This is a genomic window from Acidimicrobiales bacterium, from assembly GCA_036378675.1.
Classification (GTDB): domain Bacteria; phylum Actinomycetota; class Acidimicrobiia; order Acidimicrobiales; family Palsa-688; genus DASUWA01.
This window is the reverse complement of record DASUWA010000001.1, coordinates 82,038-101,377: the sequence shown is the minus strand read 5'-3', so window position 1 is coordinate 101,377 and position 19,340 is coordinate 82,038. Positions and strand designations below refer to the sequence as shown.

Below are 19,340 nucleotides of genomic sequence, written 5' to 3'. Positions count from 1 at the left end.
AGGAGCATGCACACGTTCTCGTCCAGGATCTGATCCGCTGCCGGCGGCCGGTCGATCCTGGCGCCGGCTTCGAGCAGGTCGTCGAGCACGTCTGGAAAACGCTCCCGCAGGACCTTGACCATCCTCGCCAGAAACGCGTGCAAGAAATGCGATTGCGGAACACCGGGCCGCTCTACCCCGAACGCCGTCTCGGCGTCGTTGACCTCAGGGATGACGTCACGCTCGACCACGACGACGTCAGCGCCGGCGCGACCGAGAGCCAGCGCGGTGGCCAGCCCAGCCACGCTCCCGCCGGCGACCACGAAGCGGTCAGCGGTGCCTGCCATCCCGTCGCAGCATATAGTTGGATACACCCGTAGTCAACAAGGCCGGATGCCCGGGTTGACTTCAGGCGGTGCCTCGGCTGCGGCGTGACGTTCGCGGCCGCTCCGCGGCCCGAGAGAGGGCGAGCTGCCGGGCCTTCTCCGAGACCGCCAGCATCAGCTCGGTCGCGTCCGCAGCCAGCTCTTCCGCTTCGGCGTCCAGTTCGCCTCCGACCCATGCGATGAGCAACTCGGCGAAACCCGCAGCCAGAAAGCGGGCCGACAGAGTGCCGATCTGCTCGCCCTGCGCCGGCGCGCCGTAGACCCGGTATGCATCCTGCTCGATCATCCATGCGATGTCGTGGAGCATGCGGATCCGGCGCCGGTTGAGTTGCTCGTTACCAATGGCTTCAACGTTCAGGATGCGTACCAGGTGAGTCTGGCGGGTGACGATCTCCGCGGACTTCTGGACCGCCGCCTGGAGCCGGGCCTTCGGGTCGTCCGGGGCCGCCTCGGCCGCTGCGGAGACCTCTTCGAGGAAGCTGGCCGAAAGTTGGTCGAAGACGGCAACGAGCAGAGTGTCGATGTCTTCGAAGCTCTCGTAGAAGTAGCGGCTGTGCAGCCCGGCCCGGGCACATACCGCTCTCACAGTGGTGCCACTCAGGCCCTCCGTGGAGAGGAGGTCGATGGCCGCGTCGATCAGTCGTTGTCGTCGCTCAGCGGTGCGTGCGTCGGGTTCGATGCCACGCCACTTGCGCCGGACCGGCTCGGTCACGTGGACACCATGTTGAGCACGCGGCTTATCGTAGGGCTCGGTTCCCTATCGCTCTCATGCGGCAGGGGAGGGCGCCGGGTAGAGAAAGGGAACCAGGGTTCCTTTTCTCTACACACCTTGTGAGAGTTGGCGGACGGACTCGTCTGCGCCGCCGCTCGGTGCGCTCAGTCGCATCCGTCGCATCCGTCGCAAGTTGCATCAGTCGCATCAGTCGTATCAGTCGCAGCAGGAGTCCCGCCAGCCGCAATCCTCGCAACGGTAGTGGGCGTGTTCGTTCGTCATCCGGCCTCCGCAATGAGGGCATTCCTCGAATATGCCGAGCGGTGAGCGGCACTCCGTCGTCCGGGCGGGTTCTTCTGCCATGGGCTCGCCAGTTTGGCGCCCTGCGATCGGTCAAAGGTGGATCTCGGCGGGGTCACCCGCCGGCGTCACCGGCCTGACCGACCTCCACGCCGGCGCGCCGAAGGAACTCGAGGAGTTCTCGGGCCGCCTCGGCGGGGGCGACCGGGCCGACCACCCGGGGCGGCTCCCGTTGAACGAGCGCACCGGTGAGGGACAGGATCCGCTCGTGGGTCCCTCCGGCTGGCGGGGGGATCACCTTGGTCCGGGGTCGGTAGAAGCGCGGAGCGCCGGCGTGTACCCGAGCAGCGCCGGCAGCGCCCGCCGCGGCCGCCGCGGCCGTCGCGGAAGAAGACGCGATTGGCACCTGAACCGAGGCAGCCGCGAGGGCCGCATTCAGAGAAGCGCGCCGCAAGCGAACGCCGGCGGCCTCAACCGAGCAGACCGCCGGCGCGGTCAAGCGGATCCTCTCCCGCCACCCTCCATCTAGACGGCGCTGCCCGAGGACGACACCGCCGGATTCGAATTCCATCGCCACCAACCCGAGGGCCTGGGCCGCACCGAGATGGTGGGCAAGCATCGCCGGCACTGCGCCGGCGCCCGACAACGACGACCGGTCACCGCACACCACCAGCGCCGGCGTGCCGGAAGCGCGAATAGCGGACGAAAGGACTGCAGTCACGACACCCGGGTCGCCGGCGAGTTCCGTCCCCTCGCATCGACGGGGGCCGTGCAGCGAGTCATGGGCGGACGGCAGGGGAACGCGAAGCACTTCGGCTCCCAGCGACGCGGCCTCGCGCAGCGCCGGGACGACGGAAGCACCGCCGGCGGCGACGGCCATGACCCGAGCGCCCCAGGCCTCGCCGGCACGGAGCGCGTACTCCAGCGCTGCCGCGTCCGCAGCCGAGAGGCTTGCCATCGCGTCGTTGACCACGACCTCTCCCGACAACGGATCGACCTCCGGTCTCTGATCCGCCGGTGCGAGGCAGGCGACGACGACCTCGGCACTCGCGCTCATCGCTCGAGCTCACCCACTCAGCTCACCCATCGAGCTCATCGCTCGAGCTCACCCACCGAGCTCACCCATCGGGCTCACCCATGGCGGAACACGACTCCTTGGCCGCCATCGGGATACGTCCACGTGATCGCGCCTTCTTCGTTGCACACCATGTAGCAGGTGCCGCATTCGAAGCACTCCTCGTAGTTGAAGAGGATGCCCCCACTCGAGGTAGGCGCGAAGAGGTTTGCCGGGCAGGCGGTCACGCAGGCGCGCGTCGTGCAGGATTCGCACACGTCGGAGTCGACGACGATGTGAGCACGTTCGCCGACCCGGAACTCGACGGTTGACATCCGCTCATCGAACGAAACCGACTGCCATCTTGCGGTCATCTGAATACCCGTATCGTCTCGATGCCGTCCCGGACCAGGTCCCTCCACCGCACCCCTTGCTCCTTTGCGGCCCGTCGCAAGAGCAGCACCAGTCCAGGCTTGGGTTCAGGGTTGGTCACGGTGAACATTCGCTCGGCCACGTCGCACATCAGCTTCGGGTACGGACCTTGCATCCGTTGCGAGAGGACCAGTCCCGGGGCCCGTCTGAGGCGCTGATGATCCTTGAGGACGAAGTTCGATTCCAAAGCACGCCGGTAGCCGGCGAGGCCGGCGGTCGTGGTGTCACCGGCGGCGATCGCATCCGTAGCTGCCTTGCCCGCAGCGAGACCCGCCCCGATGGCGAAGTTGACTCCTTCTAGCCATATGCCGGCGGCCAAGGTCATCCCGGCGGCGTCGCCCGCAACCATGAGTCCGTCGGCTGTAAGCGGCGGCATTGTGTCGTATCCGCCCTCGGGGATCAGATGAGCGCCGTACTCCTTCAAGGTCGCGCCGCGCAGCCAAGGTGCGATGGTCGGGTGAGCCTTGAGATCCGCGATCAGCTCTTCGGGACGTACCTTCGCGTCGGCGAGGCCCTTCAGCGATACGACGACACCGAGGCTTACCGTGTCGCGGTTGGTATAGAGGAAACCGCCACCGGGAATGCCGCGGGTGACGCCGACCATCTCGATGTCGAGCCCTTCGTCGGGGCCGAGACCGAATCGTTCGTCGATGGTCTCGGCGGGCAGTGAGAGCACCTCTTTGACTCCGAGTGTGTGGTGGGCGGCATCGGCCTGAGGGAGCAGTCCGGCTTCTTTCGCCAGGAATGAGTTGACGCCGTCGCATGCGATGACGACCTGTGCGCGAATGTTGCCATCCGGGCGGTCTGTCTTCACGCCTACTACGCGGCCTGAGCCGTCCCAGATCAGGCCGGTTGCGACCGTCGACGTGACGAGATTGGCCCCCGCCGCGACTGCGTGACCTGCGAGCCACTGATCGAAGTCAGCTCGGTACACAGTCATCCCGTTGTACGGCGCGTCGCCCCACGAAGACGTTCGCATGTCCACGCTCAAGGACTGAGTCTCGGTGAGGACCATCGTCGACCGGCGGACCACCCAGCGCTGGACCGGGACCTCCTCCCACCAGCGGGGGATGACCCCGTCGAGGACTCGTGCGTAAACAACCCCGCCGTACAGGTTCTTCGAGCCCGGGAAAGGCCCGCGTTCCAGAAGGATCACGGATCGACCGGCGCGGGCTAGCGCCAGAGCGGCGGCCGATCCGGCGGGCCCGGCGCCCACGACTACGGCGTCAACCACGTCAGGCAAGGTGCGGTTCCTTGGAGTTCGTCAGTCGAGATTCGATTTCCGGCGGGATTGCGACACCGAGAAGCCGGGCAAGCTCGAGCAGGACTCCCGGTGCGTTCGACACCAAGCCCAGGTTGGCCATCGCCGTCATCGGGCACGACGGGTCGAGGTTGATGCTCGCGATGTGCCGGGGTGCGCCGAGGCCGCCGACGTGCTGGCTAGCTCCCGAGATTCCGAATGCCACATAGATGTCAGGGTCGACGGTGACGCCTGTCGTTCCGATCTGCCGGTCGTATGGCATCCATCCAGCGTCGGTGACGACGCGCGTCGCGCCGGCCGAAGCCCCGAGGCAACCGGCGACAGCGACCAGTAGCTCGTACACCGATCGAGCCTCCTCGTCGGAGATACCCGCCGGCACCAGCCCGGCTCCGCCGCCGAGAACCCGCTTGGCATCCGCCAGATCCATCGTCGCCGGATCCGGCTCGACGAGCTCCGACGCAACATCGGATATTCGGTCCGCCTCTGGGATAGACACCGACAGGGTGGACACCGACAGGGTGGACACCGACTGATCGGCATGCGTTGCAATGGGGGAGCGGGCCCCGGGCATCAGTGTCGCCACAACGCAATCCTCGCTGACCACCGGAACCACGACGCGCCCATCGACGCGGAGAAGCTCCGAGTGAACTGTCGAATCCGCCAACACTTTGACGCTGACCGCTCCGGCGAGCAATGGTCTGCCCATCTCGGCGGCCAACCGCGGGGCAAGGTCACGTCCGTCGGGCGACCCGGGCATTACCACGACCCGAACTCCGTTGAGCAGCGGGGCGAGTGCCCGCGTGATGCTGGGCAGGTCCACCGCTGCCTCGGCCAGCCATATCCGCGAACCGCCTAGGGCGCCTACCACCGACTGGGTGCCGGTTCCAACGACGATGACACGACCTCCGGCCTCGGCCGCCGCCTCGCCGGCGCCCGCCGGCAGGCGGCCGTCACGGCACACGACTAGTGCGATCTCATCGCCGTCGAAGTCCTCTGAGCTCACAGCGACAACGCCACCCGATGACCCTCTACGACAGCCGCGTGAGCTCGCCTCGGCGCGAGGCAGTCACCGATTCGGAAGACCTCGAACGACGACCCGCTCAGCTCGCGCCACAGAGCGTCCTCGGGCTGCTGGTGCACACAACACACCACCCACTCGCACTCAATGTCCCGGTTCATGCCCGTCGGGTGGTGCTGCAACGTGAGGACGACTCCATCCTCGGACGCCACCACTGCCATGGGGACCAAGTCGGTCGCCTGCCGGATTCCTTTGGCGTGCGCGCGCACGTTCCACGTTTCCAGGTCCAATGTGATGCCGAGGTCCTGGCCGACGACCATTCCGTTGGTGACGATCTCGATCTCACATCCACGATCGGCGAGCAACTCGCCGACAGACGTCGCCTGATGGAAGCCGAGCTCGTCGACCACGACGACCCTACCGGCAGGCGAGACCCGGCCTTCGAGAACGTCACGGACGTCCACCACCCGGTCGCTATCGCCGGCCCACCACGGCCGAGCCGGAGCGGCCCCCGTGGCGACGACGGCGGTTTCAGGACGCAACGACCTGACCATCTCGGCACTGCCTACGCATTCGAGACGTACGTCGATGCCGAGACGGGCGACACTAGCCGACAGGTTCCGGGTGATGTCGAGCATCTCTGCGCGGCTGGGGACGCTCGCCACCGCCGGGATCTGGCCTCCGAGGCGCGCCTGCCGCTCGAGGAGGACGACCCGGTGACCGCGCTCGGCTGCCGTAACGGCCGCCTGCATACCGGCCGGGCCGCCGCCGACGACGACGACACGTCGCGACTGTCCCGGCGCCGCGACGGCCGCGGATTCCCTTCCGGTGCGCGGGTTCTCGATGCAACCGAGCCAACGGTTGAGGCCCATGCGCCCAACGCACTCCTGATTGCACGAAAGGCACGAGCGGATCTCGGTCGCGAGTCCGGCTCGGGCCTTGGCGCCGAAGTCGGCGTCGGCGATCTGACCCCGGACTACCCCGACAAGATCACACTGGCCGGCGGCCAACGCCCGATCGGCCTGCAGCGGATCCTTGAAACGACCTACCCCCACCACCGGCAGGCTCACCGCCTCACGGATCGCCGTCGGAATGAACATCGAGTAACCCGGCGGGATCTGCATGCTCGCTTCGATCATGAAAAGCGTCGCGGTAGCAACACCTATCGAGGTGTTGATGTAGTCGACCCTCTGCGACGCCTCCACCATTCGCGCGACGGCCACTGCGTCATCGATGGTCGTGCCTCCCTCGATCAGCTCGTCGCCGCACAACCGCACGCCTAGGGCCAGTTCCGGTCCGATCGCCTCGCGTACCGCATCGACGATCTCGACAAGCAACCTCGCCCGGTTCTCCAGAGATCCTCCGTAAGAATCGGTGCGCACGTTGGTTACGGGGGAGAGGAAACCTCGCACGATCGAAGAGTGCGAGCACTGCAACTCGATTCCGTCGAACCCGCCGCGCGCGCAATGCTCCGCGACCAGCGCGTAGCCGGCAACGATCTCAGCGATTTCGTGGAGCTCCACCTCCTTGGGAACCTCGCGGAACAGCGGGTCGGGCACCGGGCTCGGAGCCCACACCGGCAACCGCGTGTACATGCTCGACGCCTGCCCGCCGTTGTGGTTGATCTGGGCGAATATCGGAACGTCGTGCTCGTGCACTGCGTCGGTGATGCGCCGGTAGCCCGGGATGACCTCCGGGTGAAAACCATGAATCAGCTTTTCGTATGGCCAATCCGTCGGATGGGTCGAGTGCTCTTCGGTGATGATCAGCCCCGCGCCACCCGCGGCGCGCGCCGCGTAGTACGCGACGTGCTGCTCGCTTGGCAAGCCGCCTTGGGTTGCGTAGTTGGTCAAGTGTGCGGAGAACACGATCCGGTTCCGCACCGTGACCGGGCCGATCCGCAGCGGAGTAAAAAGGTACCGGTACTGGCCGGTCGCGCTCACAAGCCCACACCCAGGATCGAGAGCGCGGCTCGGCGGCCTTCGAGGACGGCCTCGTGAACCGTCCGGGGCGCTACACAGTCCCCGGCTCGCAAGATCCGGCGATCGCCGAGGGTGCGGTACAGCGAGTCCTCGGGCAGCCGATGCCCGCAGTCGACGATCAGAGCGGCGGGCAGCGCGGTCTTCTCGCCCGTCCACACATCTTCGACCCAAACCTCGCCGGCGCCCACGGAACGGACGCGGCTTCGCAACTGACGCCGGACTCCGGCGCGTTGCAACCGCACGTTCGTGGCAGAAAGGTCGCCGGTGCGAGCCAGCAACGTCCCTGCGACCGGGTCGGGCGAGACGATGGTGACCGCCTTGCCCGCCGCGGACAGCCATTCTGCGATTCCGACGCCGACCCAGTCGCCGATCGGATCGTCGACGACGACCGGCCCGTTTGCGAGCGTCGCAGGATCGGACTGAACGACGGCCAATGAGTCGATCACAGCAGGGTCGGCGGCGTCTGAATATCTCCCCGGAAAAAGGCGCGAGCCCGTCGCAAGCACGACCTCCCAACCGTTCGCACGCACAGTTTGAAGCGACTCGGCAGAAACCTCCTCGCTCAGAGAGATCTCAACGCCGAGGCGGGCGCATTCCGCTGCGAGCCAGTCGGTGATCAGCTTCATTCGGTCCCGTCCTGTGCCGACGGCTGCCAGGAGAAGCGCGCCACCCAGCCGATCGCTTCGCTCCGCTATGCGCACCCGCCGCCCGGCGCCGGCCAGCACCCGCGCGCATTCCATCCCTGCTGGACCGCCGCCGACGACCAGCACCGGCCCACCCGGAGAAACGTCGGTCGGAAGAACCACATCCTGGGTCTCGTGCCCTGAACGAGGCTCGCCGACGCAGGTGACGATCGGGTTGCGGTTGTCGCGGACACGGCACATCTGGTTGCACAGCAGGCACGGCCGAGCCTGCTCCGCAATACCGGCGCGCACGAGGGCGACCAACCGCGCGTCGGCGATTTGCGCCCGGGTCATCTCCGCCAGATCCGCTGTCCCGTCGGTGATCGCCGACTCGGCGGTCGCGGGATCGACGACGCTCCCTTGAAGAACCACGGGTGCTTGACTCCCGGCGGCCTCCCGCATAGATGCGCACAGGGCGATGTTGGGCGCCGGCTCGGTGTGCAGGTCGGGCCGGTAGGCATCCGTCGAGTACGGACCTGCGCGCACGACCGTGAGGAGATCGACGAGCGGGGCGAGCTGCTTCACCGCTGCCGCGGCGTGTTCTGGCGTGATTCCGGCCCACGGTGCCAGCTCGTCGCACGACAATCGAATGGCCAGGATGTGCCCCGATCCGATCGCGATCCTGACCGCATCGAGTACCTGCCGGGTGAACAGGAGCTTGTCGTCGCCGTACACGTCCTTGCGTTGGTTGGTCAGGCCCGACTGGAACTGCCTGAGCAGCGACCACGCCCCCGAGTCGATCTCGACGCCGTGGAGCCCGGCGCCGACTGCTCCGGAAGCTGCAGTCGCGAAGGAGCGGATGATCGTGTCGATTCCCGTCTGGTCCAGCTCGGCCGGAGGTTCTCGCGTCACGACGTCCGCAACACGCGACGGGGCCCACATGACCTCTTGCGAGTACGCGCTCGAGCCCTGTCCGCCGGCGTGGCCCAGTCCGGCGAGCAGAACAGTTCCCTGCGTCCTGCAGGCCTCGACGAGCTGCGACCACAACGGGATACAGAGCCGGGCGAGGGGGGCGCGCTCGTAGGGCCAGTCGTTGTCGGTTACCGACGCGGTCTCCGTGATGATCACCCCGGCCCCGCCGACGGACCGCTCGACGTAGTAGGCCAGGTGACGTTCGCTCATCGCCCGCCCATACCCGAGGTTGGTCTCGTGAGGGCCGAATACCAGCCGAGATGGCGCTATGAACCTGCCAATCTGGACCGGCTCGGCGAGGACGCTCATGGCCTGCTCAACGCGGAGAGCTCACCACCGGGGCTGGTGGCGCGCTGGGAAGGCGGTTCAACTCGTCGATCAACTGCCGCAATCTTGCGTAAGAGATCCGGTCGAAGCGGAGTGCAATCCGGGGCAGGTCGGGGAAGTCCTCGTTACGGCGTTCGACAGGGAGGGGTCGGTCGAGGATCCGAATGGGAGATTCGACGATGTCGGAGAAGCTTTCTGACAGGCTCTCCACCTCCTCGACCGTTGGCTTGTTGATGAGCCGGAGCACGAGCGTCTCTCCGACCCAGCGAATCGAGTGATAGTTCCTGTAGAAGCCGAGGATCTCCGCGGCGGCCTCTTCAACTTTTTCCACGATCTTGTAAAGACAAGTATCGACTGGCGCTATGAGGTTCCGCGATGCGACCTCCTCGTGAACGAAGCGGTCCCATCCCCGCCAGTAGCTGCCGCCCGGAACCTCGAGAAGTACCACAGGTCCCGGTTCCGCCTTGCCGGTCTGGATAAGGGTGAGCAGCTCGAACGCCTCGTCGAGAGTTCCGAATCCCCCCGGCAGCACTGCGTAGGCGAACGATTCCTTGATGAGGAGCAGCTTGCGGGTGAAGAAGTACTTCATGGACACAAGCCGCGGGTTGTCTGCGATGAACTGGTTGGCTCCCTGCTCGAAGGGAAGGCGGATGTTGATTCCGAACGCGTGGTCGGGGCCGGCACCCTCGAGGCCTGCAGCCATGATCCCGGGACCCGCTCCGGTGACGGTGGACCATCCGTGCACTGCGAGAAGCCGGGCGAGGTCCCTTGCCTGGGCGTACAACGGGTCGGTCGGGAGAGTCCTCGCCGAGCCGAACATGGTGATCTTGGGCAGATGACGGTAGGGCGCGAACACCTCGAACCCCTCACGCATCTCCTTCAGCGCCGCGTTGGTGATCTTGAGGTCGAGGCGGTCGGTGTGATCAGTCGCCAGGTTCACCACGGTTTCCAGGATCTCCATCAGCTGGTCGCGGTTTGCTGCGACACCGATGGTGTCCAACAAGGCGGCCAGCTGGTCGTTCAGAACCTCACTCACTGCGGCGCTGCGTCGCGGTCCGCTAGCCAGATCACCCGGTCGGAGGTGACCCGGCCCGCGGGGAGGTCTGCCCCGTCCACTACGGCTTTGAGCGCGGCGCGCTTGGACTCGCCGGCGACGGTGAAGATCACCAGCTGCGAACGGGCGATCCCGGAAAATGTCAATGTCATCCGCTTGTACGGGTTCCGCCCCGAAGGATCCTCGTTCAGCGCCACCAGCTGGCCCGGGTCGGCGTCGAGTGCAGGAGAGTTCGGAAAAAGCGAGGCGGTGTGCCCGTCCGGGCCCATGCCGAGATGGATCACATCGAGCTTGCCGACCTCGCCCAGGCGGAGCTGGTAAGCATCGGGGCCCTCGTCGCAGTTCATCGGATATACCGCGTTCGCAGCTCCGACCTTCTCCAGCAGGGCCTGCCGCCCGAGAAGCTGGTTCGATGCCGGGTCATCCGGGGGGACGCAGCGCTCGTCGCCCCAGTAGATGTTGACGGACAGCCAGTCGATGGCGTCACCACTCTCGGCGGCGAGCCTCTCGTAGCAGGGGCGTGCCGTGCTGCCCGAGGTGAGCGCGAGCGAGAACAGTTCGTCCGGCCGGTTCTCGTACGCGGCGATCACCAGCGACGCGAACTCGCCCGGAAGGTCGTCGACGACTCGAAGCTCACCGTTCACGGGGGGGAACGTTAGTGGGGGTCGGTCACTCGCCGAGAAGAGTTGCGGTCGCCAGCGCCCTCTCCCAGATGACGTCAGGCGCCAGATTCGTCAGAGCTTCGGACAGGGAGACGGCCAGCGGATCGTCCGCCAACGGGTGGACGGCGGGGGGTCTCGGACCGTCGGGAAGCACCGCTTGGGCGGATATCGCCTTGACCGAATTGGCTCTCGTCACTTCGAAAGTGGCTTCGTCTGTGCCTTCCCGGCAGGTCACGTGAATCTCGACGTGGCGGGCGTCTTGCAGAGTGACCTGACGTGGCTGCAGCCCGAGCTGGGCGAGCAACCAGCCGCCCAGCATCTTGCGCGGACCGACCTTGCCGGTGACGGTGACCGACTCGACACTTTGTAGCCAGCGACGGCACTCGGGCGGATCGAACAGCCCCGACAGAAGCTCCCGCCACGGGCGCAAGCGGATCCAGGACAGGTCGCTGACCGTGCGGCGGCGAGCGACTTCGAGGAGAGGACGGAAACGCCCGGTGTCGGCGGCGTCCCTGCTGTCGACGAGCAGGGCGGTGGCGACCTTCAGCAGGGGATCGGTCGGATCGGGGACGGACCCGACGTACCAGAGGGCAACGGGCAGGTCTGACACGGTGAAAGCGTCGACCAACGAATCCAGGTGTTTTGCCGCCTGCCCGCAGACCGTGAGGGTGACCTCCTCGAAGTTGGTTTCGTGGCCCTCGTTCTCGACCGTGAAGAGGGCCGCGCGGGCGTCGAGGCTCGCCACCTGGTCCGGATCGGGTCGCAGCATGACGATCCGCGCGGGATGCCTCCCGCCGAGGGACCGCAGGGCGCGAGTCGCCGCGTATGCGCGGTCGTCGTCTGGCGCGACTGCGACGAGTGTCATCACGGTGGTGCGTGCGGACCGCTCGTCTTTGGACTGGTGCCTCAGGTCGGCGAGGCCTGCGACGACCTCGGAAAGCCGCACTCCTTGTCCGCTCCAGGTGTCGACCGCTACGGCGTCCGCCACTGCCTTCCGTCCCGTTCTATGAGCTGGTCGGCCGCTTTGGGTCCCCACGTTCCCGCGGCGTAGCCGGCCAACGGAACCGACCGTTCGCCGTGCCACGTCTCGAGAATCGGGTCGACGATCTGCCACGCCTGATCCACTTCGTCGCTGCGGATGAAGAGCGTCGGATCGCCGACCATCGCGTCGAGGAGGAGCCTCTCGTACGCGTCGGGGGCCTCTTCGATGAAGGAAGTTCCGTAGGACATGTCCATCAGCACGTCGCGCACCTGGAACGACTGACCGGGGACCTTGGCGCCGAAGCGAAGCGCGACGCCTTCGTCGGGTTGTATGCGGAGGACGAGCGCATTTGGCTGGAGCTGACGGGCTTCGGCGGCCGTGAACGCCAAGTGCGGGACCCGCTGGAATTGGAGGGCGACCTCGGTGAGCCGCTTGGGGAGCCTCTTTCCCGTGCGGATGTAGATCGGGACGCCCGCCCACCGCCAGTTGTCGACGCGAAGCCTCATCGCGACGTATGTCTCAGTGTGGCTGTGCGGGTCGACGTCCGGCTCCTGGCGGTATGCCGGGACCGCAACTCCCTCGCTCCAACCCGAGTCGTACTGACCCCTGACGACATCCACAAGGACATCGTCGGGGGTCGGGATCACGACCGAACGGAGAGCCTTGACCTTCTCGTCGCGTACGTCGTTAGCGTCGAGGCTCGCCGGCGGTTCCATGAGGGTGAGTGAGAGGACCTGCATGACGTGGTTCTGGACGATGTCCCGGAGGGCCCCCGCGGTTTCATAGAAGCCGCCGCGCTTCTCGACACCGAGCGATTCGGCGACGGTGATCTGCACGTGGTCGATGTAGCTGCGGCTCCACAGTGGCTCGAAGATCGCGTTGGCGAAGCGGAGCGCGAGAACGTTCAGGACGGTTTCCTTGCCGAGGTAATGGTCGATCCGGTAGATCTGGGACTCGTCGAAGGTGCGGTGCAATGTTGCGTCGAGGTGACGGGCGCTTTCGAGGTCCCTGCCGAACGGCTTCTCGATGATCAGCCTCACCGCCGACTGCTCGTTGGGGGGTTGGTTGAGACCGGACTGACCCAGGTGGTCTGCGACCTCCTCGAACACCGCCGGAACCGTGGCGAGGTAGAACGTTCTGTTCCCAGATGACGCAATCTCGGTTTCGAGGTCCGCGAGAGTCGACTTCAGGGTCGCGAACGTGGCCTGATCTACGTAGTCCCCGGCCACGTACCGGCTGTGTTTCACGACGTCGGACCATGCCGGCCCGGCGTCTGGTACCGCCTTTGTCATCACCTGCCGGAAGCCCTCGTCGTCCATGGGAGTCCTGGCGACGCCCACCACGGCGAAGGACTGAGGCAAAAGCCTCCGGCGCGACAGACGCTCCAAGGCTGGGAGCAGCTTCCTGGCGGTCAAGTCCCCTGACGCTCCCATCACGACCAGAATTCCCGGTGGAGCGGTGCGGGAGCTGTTCAGACCTTCGGCGAGCGGATTGGGGGGAGCGCTGCTCTGGTCGCTCACTGAATTCACCCGCCCCCGCTGAGCGCGTTGGCCTTGTCGGACAGTGCTTGAAGGAGTTCGTCGTAGCTTTTGAGGAACGAGGCGACCCCCTCCTGCTCGAGCACGTTCGACACGTCAGCCATGTCGATGCCTGCGGCTGCAAGCCGATCCAGCTCGCTTCGCGCTGCGTCCACCCCGGTGTCGACCGTGCGTTTAACGGTGCCGTGATCCTGGAACGCGTCGATGGTGTGATCGGGCAACGTGTTGACCGTGTCGGGTCCGATGAGGTTGTCGACGTAGAGCAGGTCTGGATAGGCGGGGTTCTTGGTCGAAGTCGACGCCCACAACGGCCGCTGGGGGTGGGCGCCCTTCGCCTTCAGCGCATCCCACCAGGGCCCCGAGAAGTGCTCCTTGAACAACGAGTACGCCAACTTCGCTTGGGCGACGGCGGCCTTTCCGGCGAGGTCTTCGGCACCGCTGACACCCTGGAGCCGGCGATCCACTTCGGTGTCGACCCGGCTGACGAAGAAGGAGGCGACGCTGTGCACCTTCGCAAGGTCGCCCCCCGCTGTCGCGAGAGCTTCCAGACCCGACAGGTAGGCCTCGATGACCTCGGCGTACCGGTCGAGACTGAATATGAGGGTGACGTTGATGTTGCGGCCCTCGGAGATCATTGCCTTGATCGCAGGTACACCCTCCTCCGTGGCGGGGATCTTGACCATCAGGTTCGGAAGCGAAATCCGCGCGTGCAGCGATCTCGCCGCTTCGATCGTCGCGGCCGTGTCGGATGCCAGAGCCGGAGACACCTCGAGAGACACGAACCCGTCGGTGCCGCCGCTTTCGTCGTGGACTGGACGGAGCACGCCACAAGCGTTCGTGACGTCGTCGATGGCCATATCCCAGAAAGCCGCTTCGATGGAATCCTTGGCAATCAGCTGTCTGAACTGATCGTCGTAGGCGTCCGAGCCGGTCATCGCCTTCTGAAAGATGGTGGGATTAGAGGTGACCCCCCGGATGCCCGATCCGACCAGCTTGGCCAGACCACCGCCCTGGATTGCGGTCCGAGTCAAGTTGTCCAACCACGGGCTCTGCCCGCACTGCTTGTAGAGGTCTTGCAGCCTGGTCATCGGGGCTTCCTCCTACTCGTCGTCCTCGTCATCTGAGAAATACCCGAGCTCGTCGAAGAGTTGCCTCGCCCGCTCGGCGACGTTCTCAGGGGTGAACCCGAACTCGGCGAGAACCTGGTCTCCGGGAGCCGACGCGCCGAAATGGTCGATCGACACAGACTCGTCCGCCCAACGGGACCACCCGAACGACGATGCCGCCTCCACCGACAAGACCGGGGCCCCCGGGCCGAGCACAGAATCCTGGTAGTCGTCCTCCTGGTCCTCGAACAGGTCCCAGCTGGGCATCGAGACGACCCGGGCGGTAATCCCTTCGTCGGCGAGGATCTTGGCGGCCTCCATGCATACTGAAACCTCCGATCCGGTGCCGATCAGGACAATGTCCGGGTCTTCGTTGCCGTTCATGAGCACATACGCGCCTCGTTGGAGGTTTGACGCCAGCTCGTGAGTTCCCTCGAGAACGGGAATGCTCTGACGGGTCAGGATGAGCGCCGTCGGCCCGTCGCTCTCAACCGCCACGCGGAAGGCCTGGGCGCATTCGTTGGCGTCCGCCGGCCTGATTACCCGGAGGCCAGGCATAGCCCTCATGGCGGCAAGCTGCTCGATCGGCTGGTGGGTCGGTCCGTCCTCGCCCAAACCGACGGAGTCGTGGGACCAGAAGTAGATGACCTTGGCTTCGGACAGCGCGGCGAGACGCACCGATCCCCGCATGTAGTCGCTGAATACGAAGAAGGTGCCCCCGATGGGCAGAACCCCTCCGTGTAGCGACATACCTGTCATTACCCCGCCCATTCCGTGCTCGCGTACACCGAAGGCGAACGCCCTTCCTTCCGGGTTCTTAACACCTTGGCGCGGTGTGTCGTCGAGCTTGGTACCCGTGTTTCCGGTCAGATCCGCTCCGCCCGAGACCATCGCTGGGACGTGCGGGAAGACGGCGTTCAGAATCTTGTTCGCGGCGACCCGGGTGGCGATCTTTTCGCCGGGCTGGTCCCAGTTGGGAAGCTTCTCGTGCCAGCCGGGCAGGGTTCCAGAGGACCACACCGCGTCCCATTCGGTTCTGTCGCGTGTCCAGCCTGCCAGACGTTTGTCCCATTCGGCTCGAACAGCCTGACCTCGAGGGATCGCCTCGCGATACATGCCGAGGACTTCGTCGGGGACCCAGAACGTCTGCTCCGGTGGAAGCCCCAAGATCTCCTTGGTGGCACGAACCTCGTCCTCGCCCAGGGGGGAGCCATGCGCTTTCGGGTTGTCGGTCATGTGCGGCGCGGGGTACCCGATGTGGCTCCTGAGCACCAGCATGCTCGGCCGGTCCTCGACGGCCATCGCCCTTCTTATCGCCGCTTCGAGCGCGTCGGTGTCGTTGGCGATCTCGCCGAGACGCTCGGTGTGCCAGCCGTAGGCTTCGAAGCGCTTCGCCGCGTCGTCCCCGTAAGTGATCTCGGTCGGTCCGTCGATGGTGATGTGGTTGTCGTCGTAGATGTAGATGAGGCGGCCCAACTGCAGGTGGCCTGCGAGCGAACCGGCTTCGTGGCTTATCCCTTCCATGAGATCGCCGTCGCTGCAGATGACGAAGGTGTGGTGGTCGACGACATCGGAGCCGAACCGGGCCCTGAGAAGCCGTTCGGCGGCACCAAGGCCGACACCGTTGGCGAAGCCCTGACCCAGCGGGCCGGTGGTGACCTCTATCCCTGGCAGATCGTGAACCTCCGGGTGGCCAGGTGTTCGGCTGTGAAGCTGGCGGAACTGCTTGAGGTCTTCGATCTCCACCCCGTACCCGGTCAGGTAGAGCATCGAATAGAGGAGGATGCACGCGTGGCCGCACGAGAGAACGAACCGGTCGCGGTCGGGCCAATCCGGGTCGGTCGGGTCGAACTTCATGATCCTCGTCCACAGCACGTGGGCCAGCGGCGCGAGTGCCATCGCGGTGCCCGGATGGCCCGAGTTCGCTTTCTGAGGGGCGTCCATCGCCAAGCCCCTGATGACGTTGATGCCGAGCTGCTCCAGGTCCCGATCCGTCATGGGCCAACCCTATCCAGGCCCCGGACGCACGCGAGACAAGAGTGTTACAACACTGCCAGCAGGGTAAGGGGGACGACGGTGACAGGACCGTCAGGGAGGAGGCGGCAGTTGGCCTCGATGGTTCCGAGCTTCTTGTATTCGAGTTCGCCGCGCACCAGCCGGTACGTGAACTTCCCCGGCTCGACCTGGAAGGGCGACACGTTGCGGGCGACCTGCTCGCCGTCCTCGTCCTTGAAAACGACCTCGAGTATCCCTTGGCCGTCCTCGTCCTGCCGGCACCGGACCAGCACGATCAAATGCGGCGTGATCGTCACGGGCGGATCGGCGGGCGCCGGCGTGGAGAACATGATCCCCGTCAGGTCGATGCGGGTCGACGGACCCGGAACCGGTCGAAGGTCGATGTTCTCGACGAAGAGAGCGGAAACGATGTCCATGTTGAAGTCCGTGTTGGGGTGAAGTCGAGCTAGGGGTTCAGGCTGCCTTGGCGGGTTGGCGGGCGTTCGTCGACAGACGAGGCTCCAGGTGCCGCACCGTCAGCCAGCGCAGCTTCTTAGCAACGCTGATGAACCACCAACCGGGATCGATTTCCCCCCGTTGCATCGAGAGTCGCGCCGATGTGGGCGCCGCGTGGTGGTTCGAGTGGAGTCCTTCACCCGCGGTTAGCCAGGCAAGCCATTGCGAGTTGGCGGCGAGACCCTTGAAGGGCCGGCGCCCGAAGGAGTGGCCGACGGCGTTCACCGCCGAATTGAGTCCGAGATAGGAGACGACATGGGTGGCCGCGGCGATGGCCACGAGAAGCCAGTTGCCCCAGAAAACCAGCGCCAGCAAGCCGATCCCGACGCCTAGCCCCACGAGGGCGTGGTCGAAGAGGACCCGGTCCCACCGGTCTGCCGGTACGTCCTTTGCGTACTTCTCGACGGTGACGCCGTCCCGGGCAGCCTTGCGGTACAACAGAACATTGCCGAACTGGACAGTCGCGAAACCCTCGAGGAGCGGGGAGTGCGGGTCTCCTTCTACGTCGGTGAAAGCATGGTGCCGGCGATGGACGCCCACCCACTGGCGGGGTCGGATGCCGGTCGTGATCCAGAGCATCGCCCGGCAGGCGAATCGGAGCGCCGGCGACATCGTGATCGCACGGTGTGAAAGGGTCCTGTGGAGGAAAACGGTCGTCAGGACGATGGCGACCTGGCAGACAGCCAGGCCGGCCAGGATTGCGATGAGGATGCCGGGCACGCGCCAACGCTAGTCGAGGGGTTGCTCAGTTGACCCCGCGGCAGAGCCATTCGTAGATCCGAGTCGCTCGGAACAAGTTCGGGTCTGGGGAGTTGACGCGGGAGGGGGCATGACGTCGTCTATTTTCTGTCCCTTGATGTCGCGGCTGGGCATCGGGGCGATCGTGGTCGCCCTGGCGGGAGTGGGAGGGACGGCGACGGGGCTACCGGCGGCCGCTGCGGGTAATGGCGCGCAGCGACCGGGCCAGGACCTCCTTCCGACCTCGGTCCTGTCTGTTCGGAGGGTGCCCGACTGGTTGGCTGGGACCGCATCCGCGCAACGACTCGGCGCCGCGCTCCAACGCGTAGTGGGCCAAGCGCTGACGTCGGGCGGTCTGCCTTCGGGTTGCCTGCTCGTCACACAGGGCAACGCAACGATCTTCGCCTCCTATGCCGACAAGATGTTCATCCCAGCGTCGAACCTCAAGATCCTTACCGCGACAGCCGTTCTCGACCGCCTCGGCGGATCCGACAAGTTCGTCACAAGCGTCCGGTCGGCGAGTCCTCCCTCCGGTGGGATCGTCTTCGGGAATCTGTACCTGGTCGGCGGAGGGGACCCCGACCTGCGAACTTCGTCATATGGGGGCGGAACCGCCGGCGGCGGCACGGTCTTTACTTCTCTCGACAAGCTCGCCGAACAGGTGCGCCAGTCTGGCGTGACGGAAGTGACCGGGTCGATCGTTGGCGACGCGGGCCGTTACGACAGCCAACGGATCGTCCCCTCGTGGAAGCCGATCTACACCACCGAAGGTGACGTCGGTCCTTTGAGCGCACTCGAAGTCAACGACGGTTTCGTTCCCAACACCACCACGACCACGACGACCACGGTCCCACCCCCTCCGCCGCCCGGCGGCGCTCCGGATGCTCCCAAGCCGCCAACCCCCAGACCTCCTCCCGCAACAAGGCCGGGGGAGACGAGCAACTCTGCTGCACTCGCGTTTGCTGCCGCGACGGACCCCGTGGGTCAGGCGGCACAAGCATTCGAGACGTTGCTGCGCAACGACGGAGTGAGGGTCGACGGTGGTGCGCGAAGCGGGTTCACCCCCGGTACCACGGCCGTGGTCACAGCGATCGACAGCGCGCCCCTCACGGACGAGCTGGACGCGATGCTGAGCGTGAGCGACGACACCGCTGCGGAGCTTTTTACAAAGGAGCTCGGCTACCAGCAATCGCAGCAAGGGACCACTAAGGCGGGAGTTGCGGCCATACGGGCGGACCTGCAGGCCGACGGGCTTCCGGTCGATCAGCTCGTACAGGTGGACGGGTCCGGATTGGACCGCTCGGATCGGGCGAGCTGCGACCTGATCGTGGACGCCCTGGAGAGGGCCGGGCCCACCGGTGTCATCGCAAAGGGGTTGCCGATCGCGGGCAAGACCGGGACCCTCGTCGGGAGAATGACCGGTACTCCTGCACAGGGAAGGCTTATTGCCAAGACGGGCAGCCTCGACAACGTCGTGAGCCTCAGCGGTTTTGTGCTGCCGCCCTCCGGCACGCCCCCGACGCCGGCGCTTGGAGAACCGCTGGTCTTCTCGTTGATTCTTAACGGCCTCCCGGACACGATCGCCGAGGACGTCTCGGACAAGGTCGGAATCGCGCTTGCCGGGTACCCGAACCTTCCGCCCATGAAGTTGCTGGAGCCACAGCCCGGCGGGTGACCGATCCTTGCGCGGAAGTGAAGCCGCA

General features: G+C 65.9%; 17 protein-coding genes. 1 reads left to right on the top strand and 16 read right to left on the bottom strand.

Going from position 1 to position 19,340, the window contains the following annotated elements; all coding sequences use genetic code 11:
- From VFZ97_00515 to VFZ97_00440, 16 genes are all read right to left on the bottom strand, one after another.
- Window positions 1–326, bottom strand: a 326-nt coding sequence (locus VFZ97_00515; GenBank protein HEX6391893.1) for a hypothetical protein, incomplete at its 3' end; no start/stop codon positions are given.
- A gap of 61 nt (window positions 327–387) precedes the next feature.
- Entirely contained in the window at window positions 388–1,077 is a 690-nt protein-coding gene (locus VFZ97_00510) for a TetR/AcrR family transcriptional regulator (GenBank protein ID HEX6391892.1), read from the bottom strand.
- A 415-nt stretch (window positions 1,078–1,492) separates the two neighbouring features.
- The gene (locus VFZ97_00505; GenBank protein HEX6391891.1) at window positions 1,493–2,434 is read right to left on the bottom strand and encodes a mycofactocin-associated electron transfer flavoprotein beta subunit; all 942 of its coding nucleotides are present in this window, start codon (window positions 2,432–2,434) and stop codon (window positions 1,493–1,495) included.
- 74 nt (window positions 2,435–2,508) lie between these two features.
- The gene (locus VFZ97_00500) at window positions 2,509–2,805 is read right to left on the bottom strand and encodes a 4Fe-4S dicluster domain-containing protein (GenBank protein ID HEX6391890.1); all 297 of its coding nucleotides are present in this window, start codon (window positions 2,803–2,805) and stop codon (window positions 2,509–2,511) included.
- Window positions 2,802–4,097 carry an FAD-dependent oxidoreductase gene (locus VFZ97_00495; protein ID HEX6391889.1) on the bottom strand — a complete coding sequence of 432 codons (1,296 nt, stop codon included), beginning with the start codon at window positions 4,095–4,097 and terminating at the stop codon, window positions 2,802–2,804. Before VFZ97_00495 ends, VFZ97_00500 begins: the two co-directional genes overlap by 4 nt.
- Before the next feature lies 1 nt (window position 4,098).
- The gene (locus VFZ97_00490; GenBank protein HEX6391888.1) at window positions 4,099–5,127 is read right to left on the bottom strand and encodes a mycofactocin-associated electron transfer flavoprotein alpha subunit; all 1,029 of its coding nucleotides are present in this window, start codon (window positions 5,125–5,127) and stop codon (window positions 4,099–4,101) included.
- Complete coding sequence (locus VFZ97_00485; GenBank protein ID HEX6391887.1) at window positions 5,124–7,085, bottom strand: mycofactocin system FadH/OYE family oxidoreductase 2; 1,962 nt, start codon at window positions 7,083–7,085, stop codon at window positions 5,124–5,126. Before VFZ97_00485 ends, VFZ97_00490 begins: the two co-directional genes overlap by 4 nt.
- Window positions 7,082–9,028: a mycofactocin system FadH/OYE family oxidoreductase 1 gene (locus tag VFZ97_00480; GenBank protein ID HEX6391886.1), complete on the bottom strand. Its 1,947-nt coding sequence runs from the start codon at window positions 9,026–9,028 to the stop codon at window positions 7,082–7,084. The genes VFZ97_00485 and VFZ97_00480 overlap by 4 nt, the downstream gene beginning before the upstream one ends.
- 7 nt (window positions 9,029–9,035) lie before the next feature.
- Window positions 9,036–10,082, bottom strand: a complete 1,047-nt coding sequence (locus VFZ97_00475) for an LOG family protein (protein HEX6391885.1) — start codon at window positions 10,080–10,082, stop codon at window positions 9,036–9,038.
- Window positions 10,079–10,744, bottom strand: coding sequence for a 6-phosphogluconolactonase (gene pgl / locus VFZ97_00470; GenBank protein HEX6391884.1), 666 nt, complete (start codon window positions 10,742–10,744; stop codon window positions 10,079–10,081). The genes VFZ97_00475 and pgl overlap by 4 nt, the downstream gene beginning before the upstream one ends.
- Window positions 10,745–10,769: 25 nt before the next feature.
- Window positions 10,770–11,750, bottom strand: coding sequence for a glucose-6-phosphate dehydrogenase assembly protein OpcA (locus VFZ97_00465; protein HEX6391883.1), 981 nt, complete (start codon window positions 11,748–11,750; stop codon window positions 10,770–10,772).
- Entirely contained in the window at window positions 11,735–13,264 is a 1,530-nt protein-coding gene (zwf, locus tag VFZ97_00460; GenBank protein HEX6391882.1) for a glucose-6-phosphate dehydrogenase, read from the bottom strand. Before zwf ends, VFZ97_00465 begins: the two co-directional genes overlap by 16 nt.
- Window positions 13,265–13,269: 5 nt before the next feature.
- The gene (tal, locus tag VFZ97_00455) at window positions 13,270–14,370 is read right to left on the bottom strand and encodes a transaldolase (protein HEX6391881.1); all 1,101 of its coding nucleotides are present in this window, start codon (window positions 14,368–14,370) and stop codon (window positions 13,270–13,272) included.
- Window positions 14,371–14,382: 12 nt separating this feature from the next.
- A complete protein-coding gene (tkt, locus tag VFZ97_00450; protein HEX6391880.1) occupies window positions 14,383–16,386 on the bottom strand; it encodes a transketolase in 2,004 nt (667 codons plus the stop codon).
- A 44-nt stretch (window positions 16,387–16,430) separates the two neighbouring features.
- Complete coding sequence (locus VFZ97_00445) at window positions 16,431–16,820, bottom strand: hypothetical protein (protein ID HEX6391879.1); 390 nt, start codon at window positions 16,818–16,820, stop codon at window positions 16,431–16,433.
- Window positions 16,821–16,857: 37 nt separating this feature from the next.
- Window positions 16,858–17,619, bottom strand: coding sequence for a fatty acid desaturase (locus VFZ97_00440; protein HEX6391878.1), 762 nt, complete (start codon window positions 17,617–17,619; stop codon window positions 16,858–16,860).
- Between the two features lie 136 nt (window positions 17,620–17,755).
- On the opposite strand from VFZ97_00440, the gene dacB reads away from it, so the two are divergent.
- On the top strand, window positions 17,756–19,312 hold the full coding sequence (dacB, locus tag VFZ97_00435) for a D-alanyl-D-alanine carboxypeptidase/D-alanyl-D-alanine-endopeptidase (GenBank protein ID HEX6391877.1): 1,557 nt from the start codon (window positions 17,756–17,758) through the stop codon (window positions 19,310–19,312).
- Window positions 19,313–19,340 lie beyond the last annotated feature (28 nt).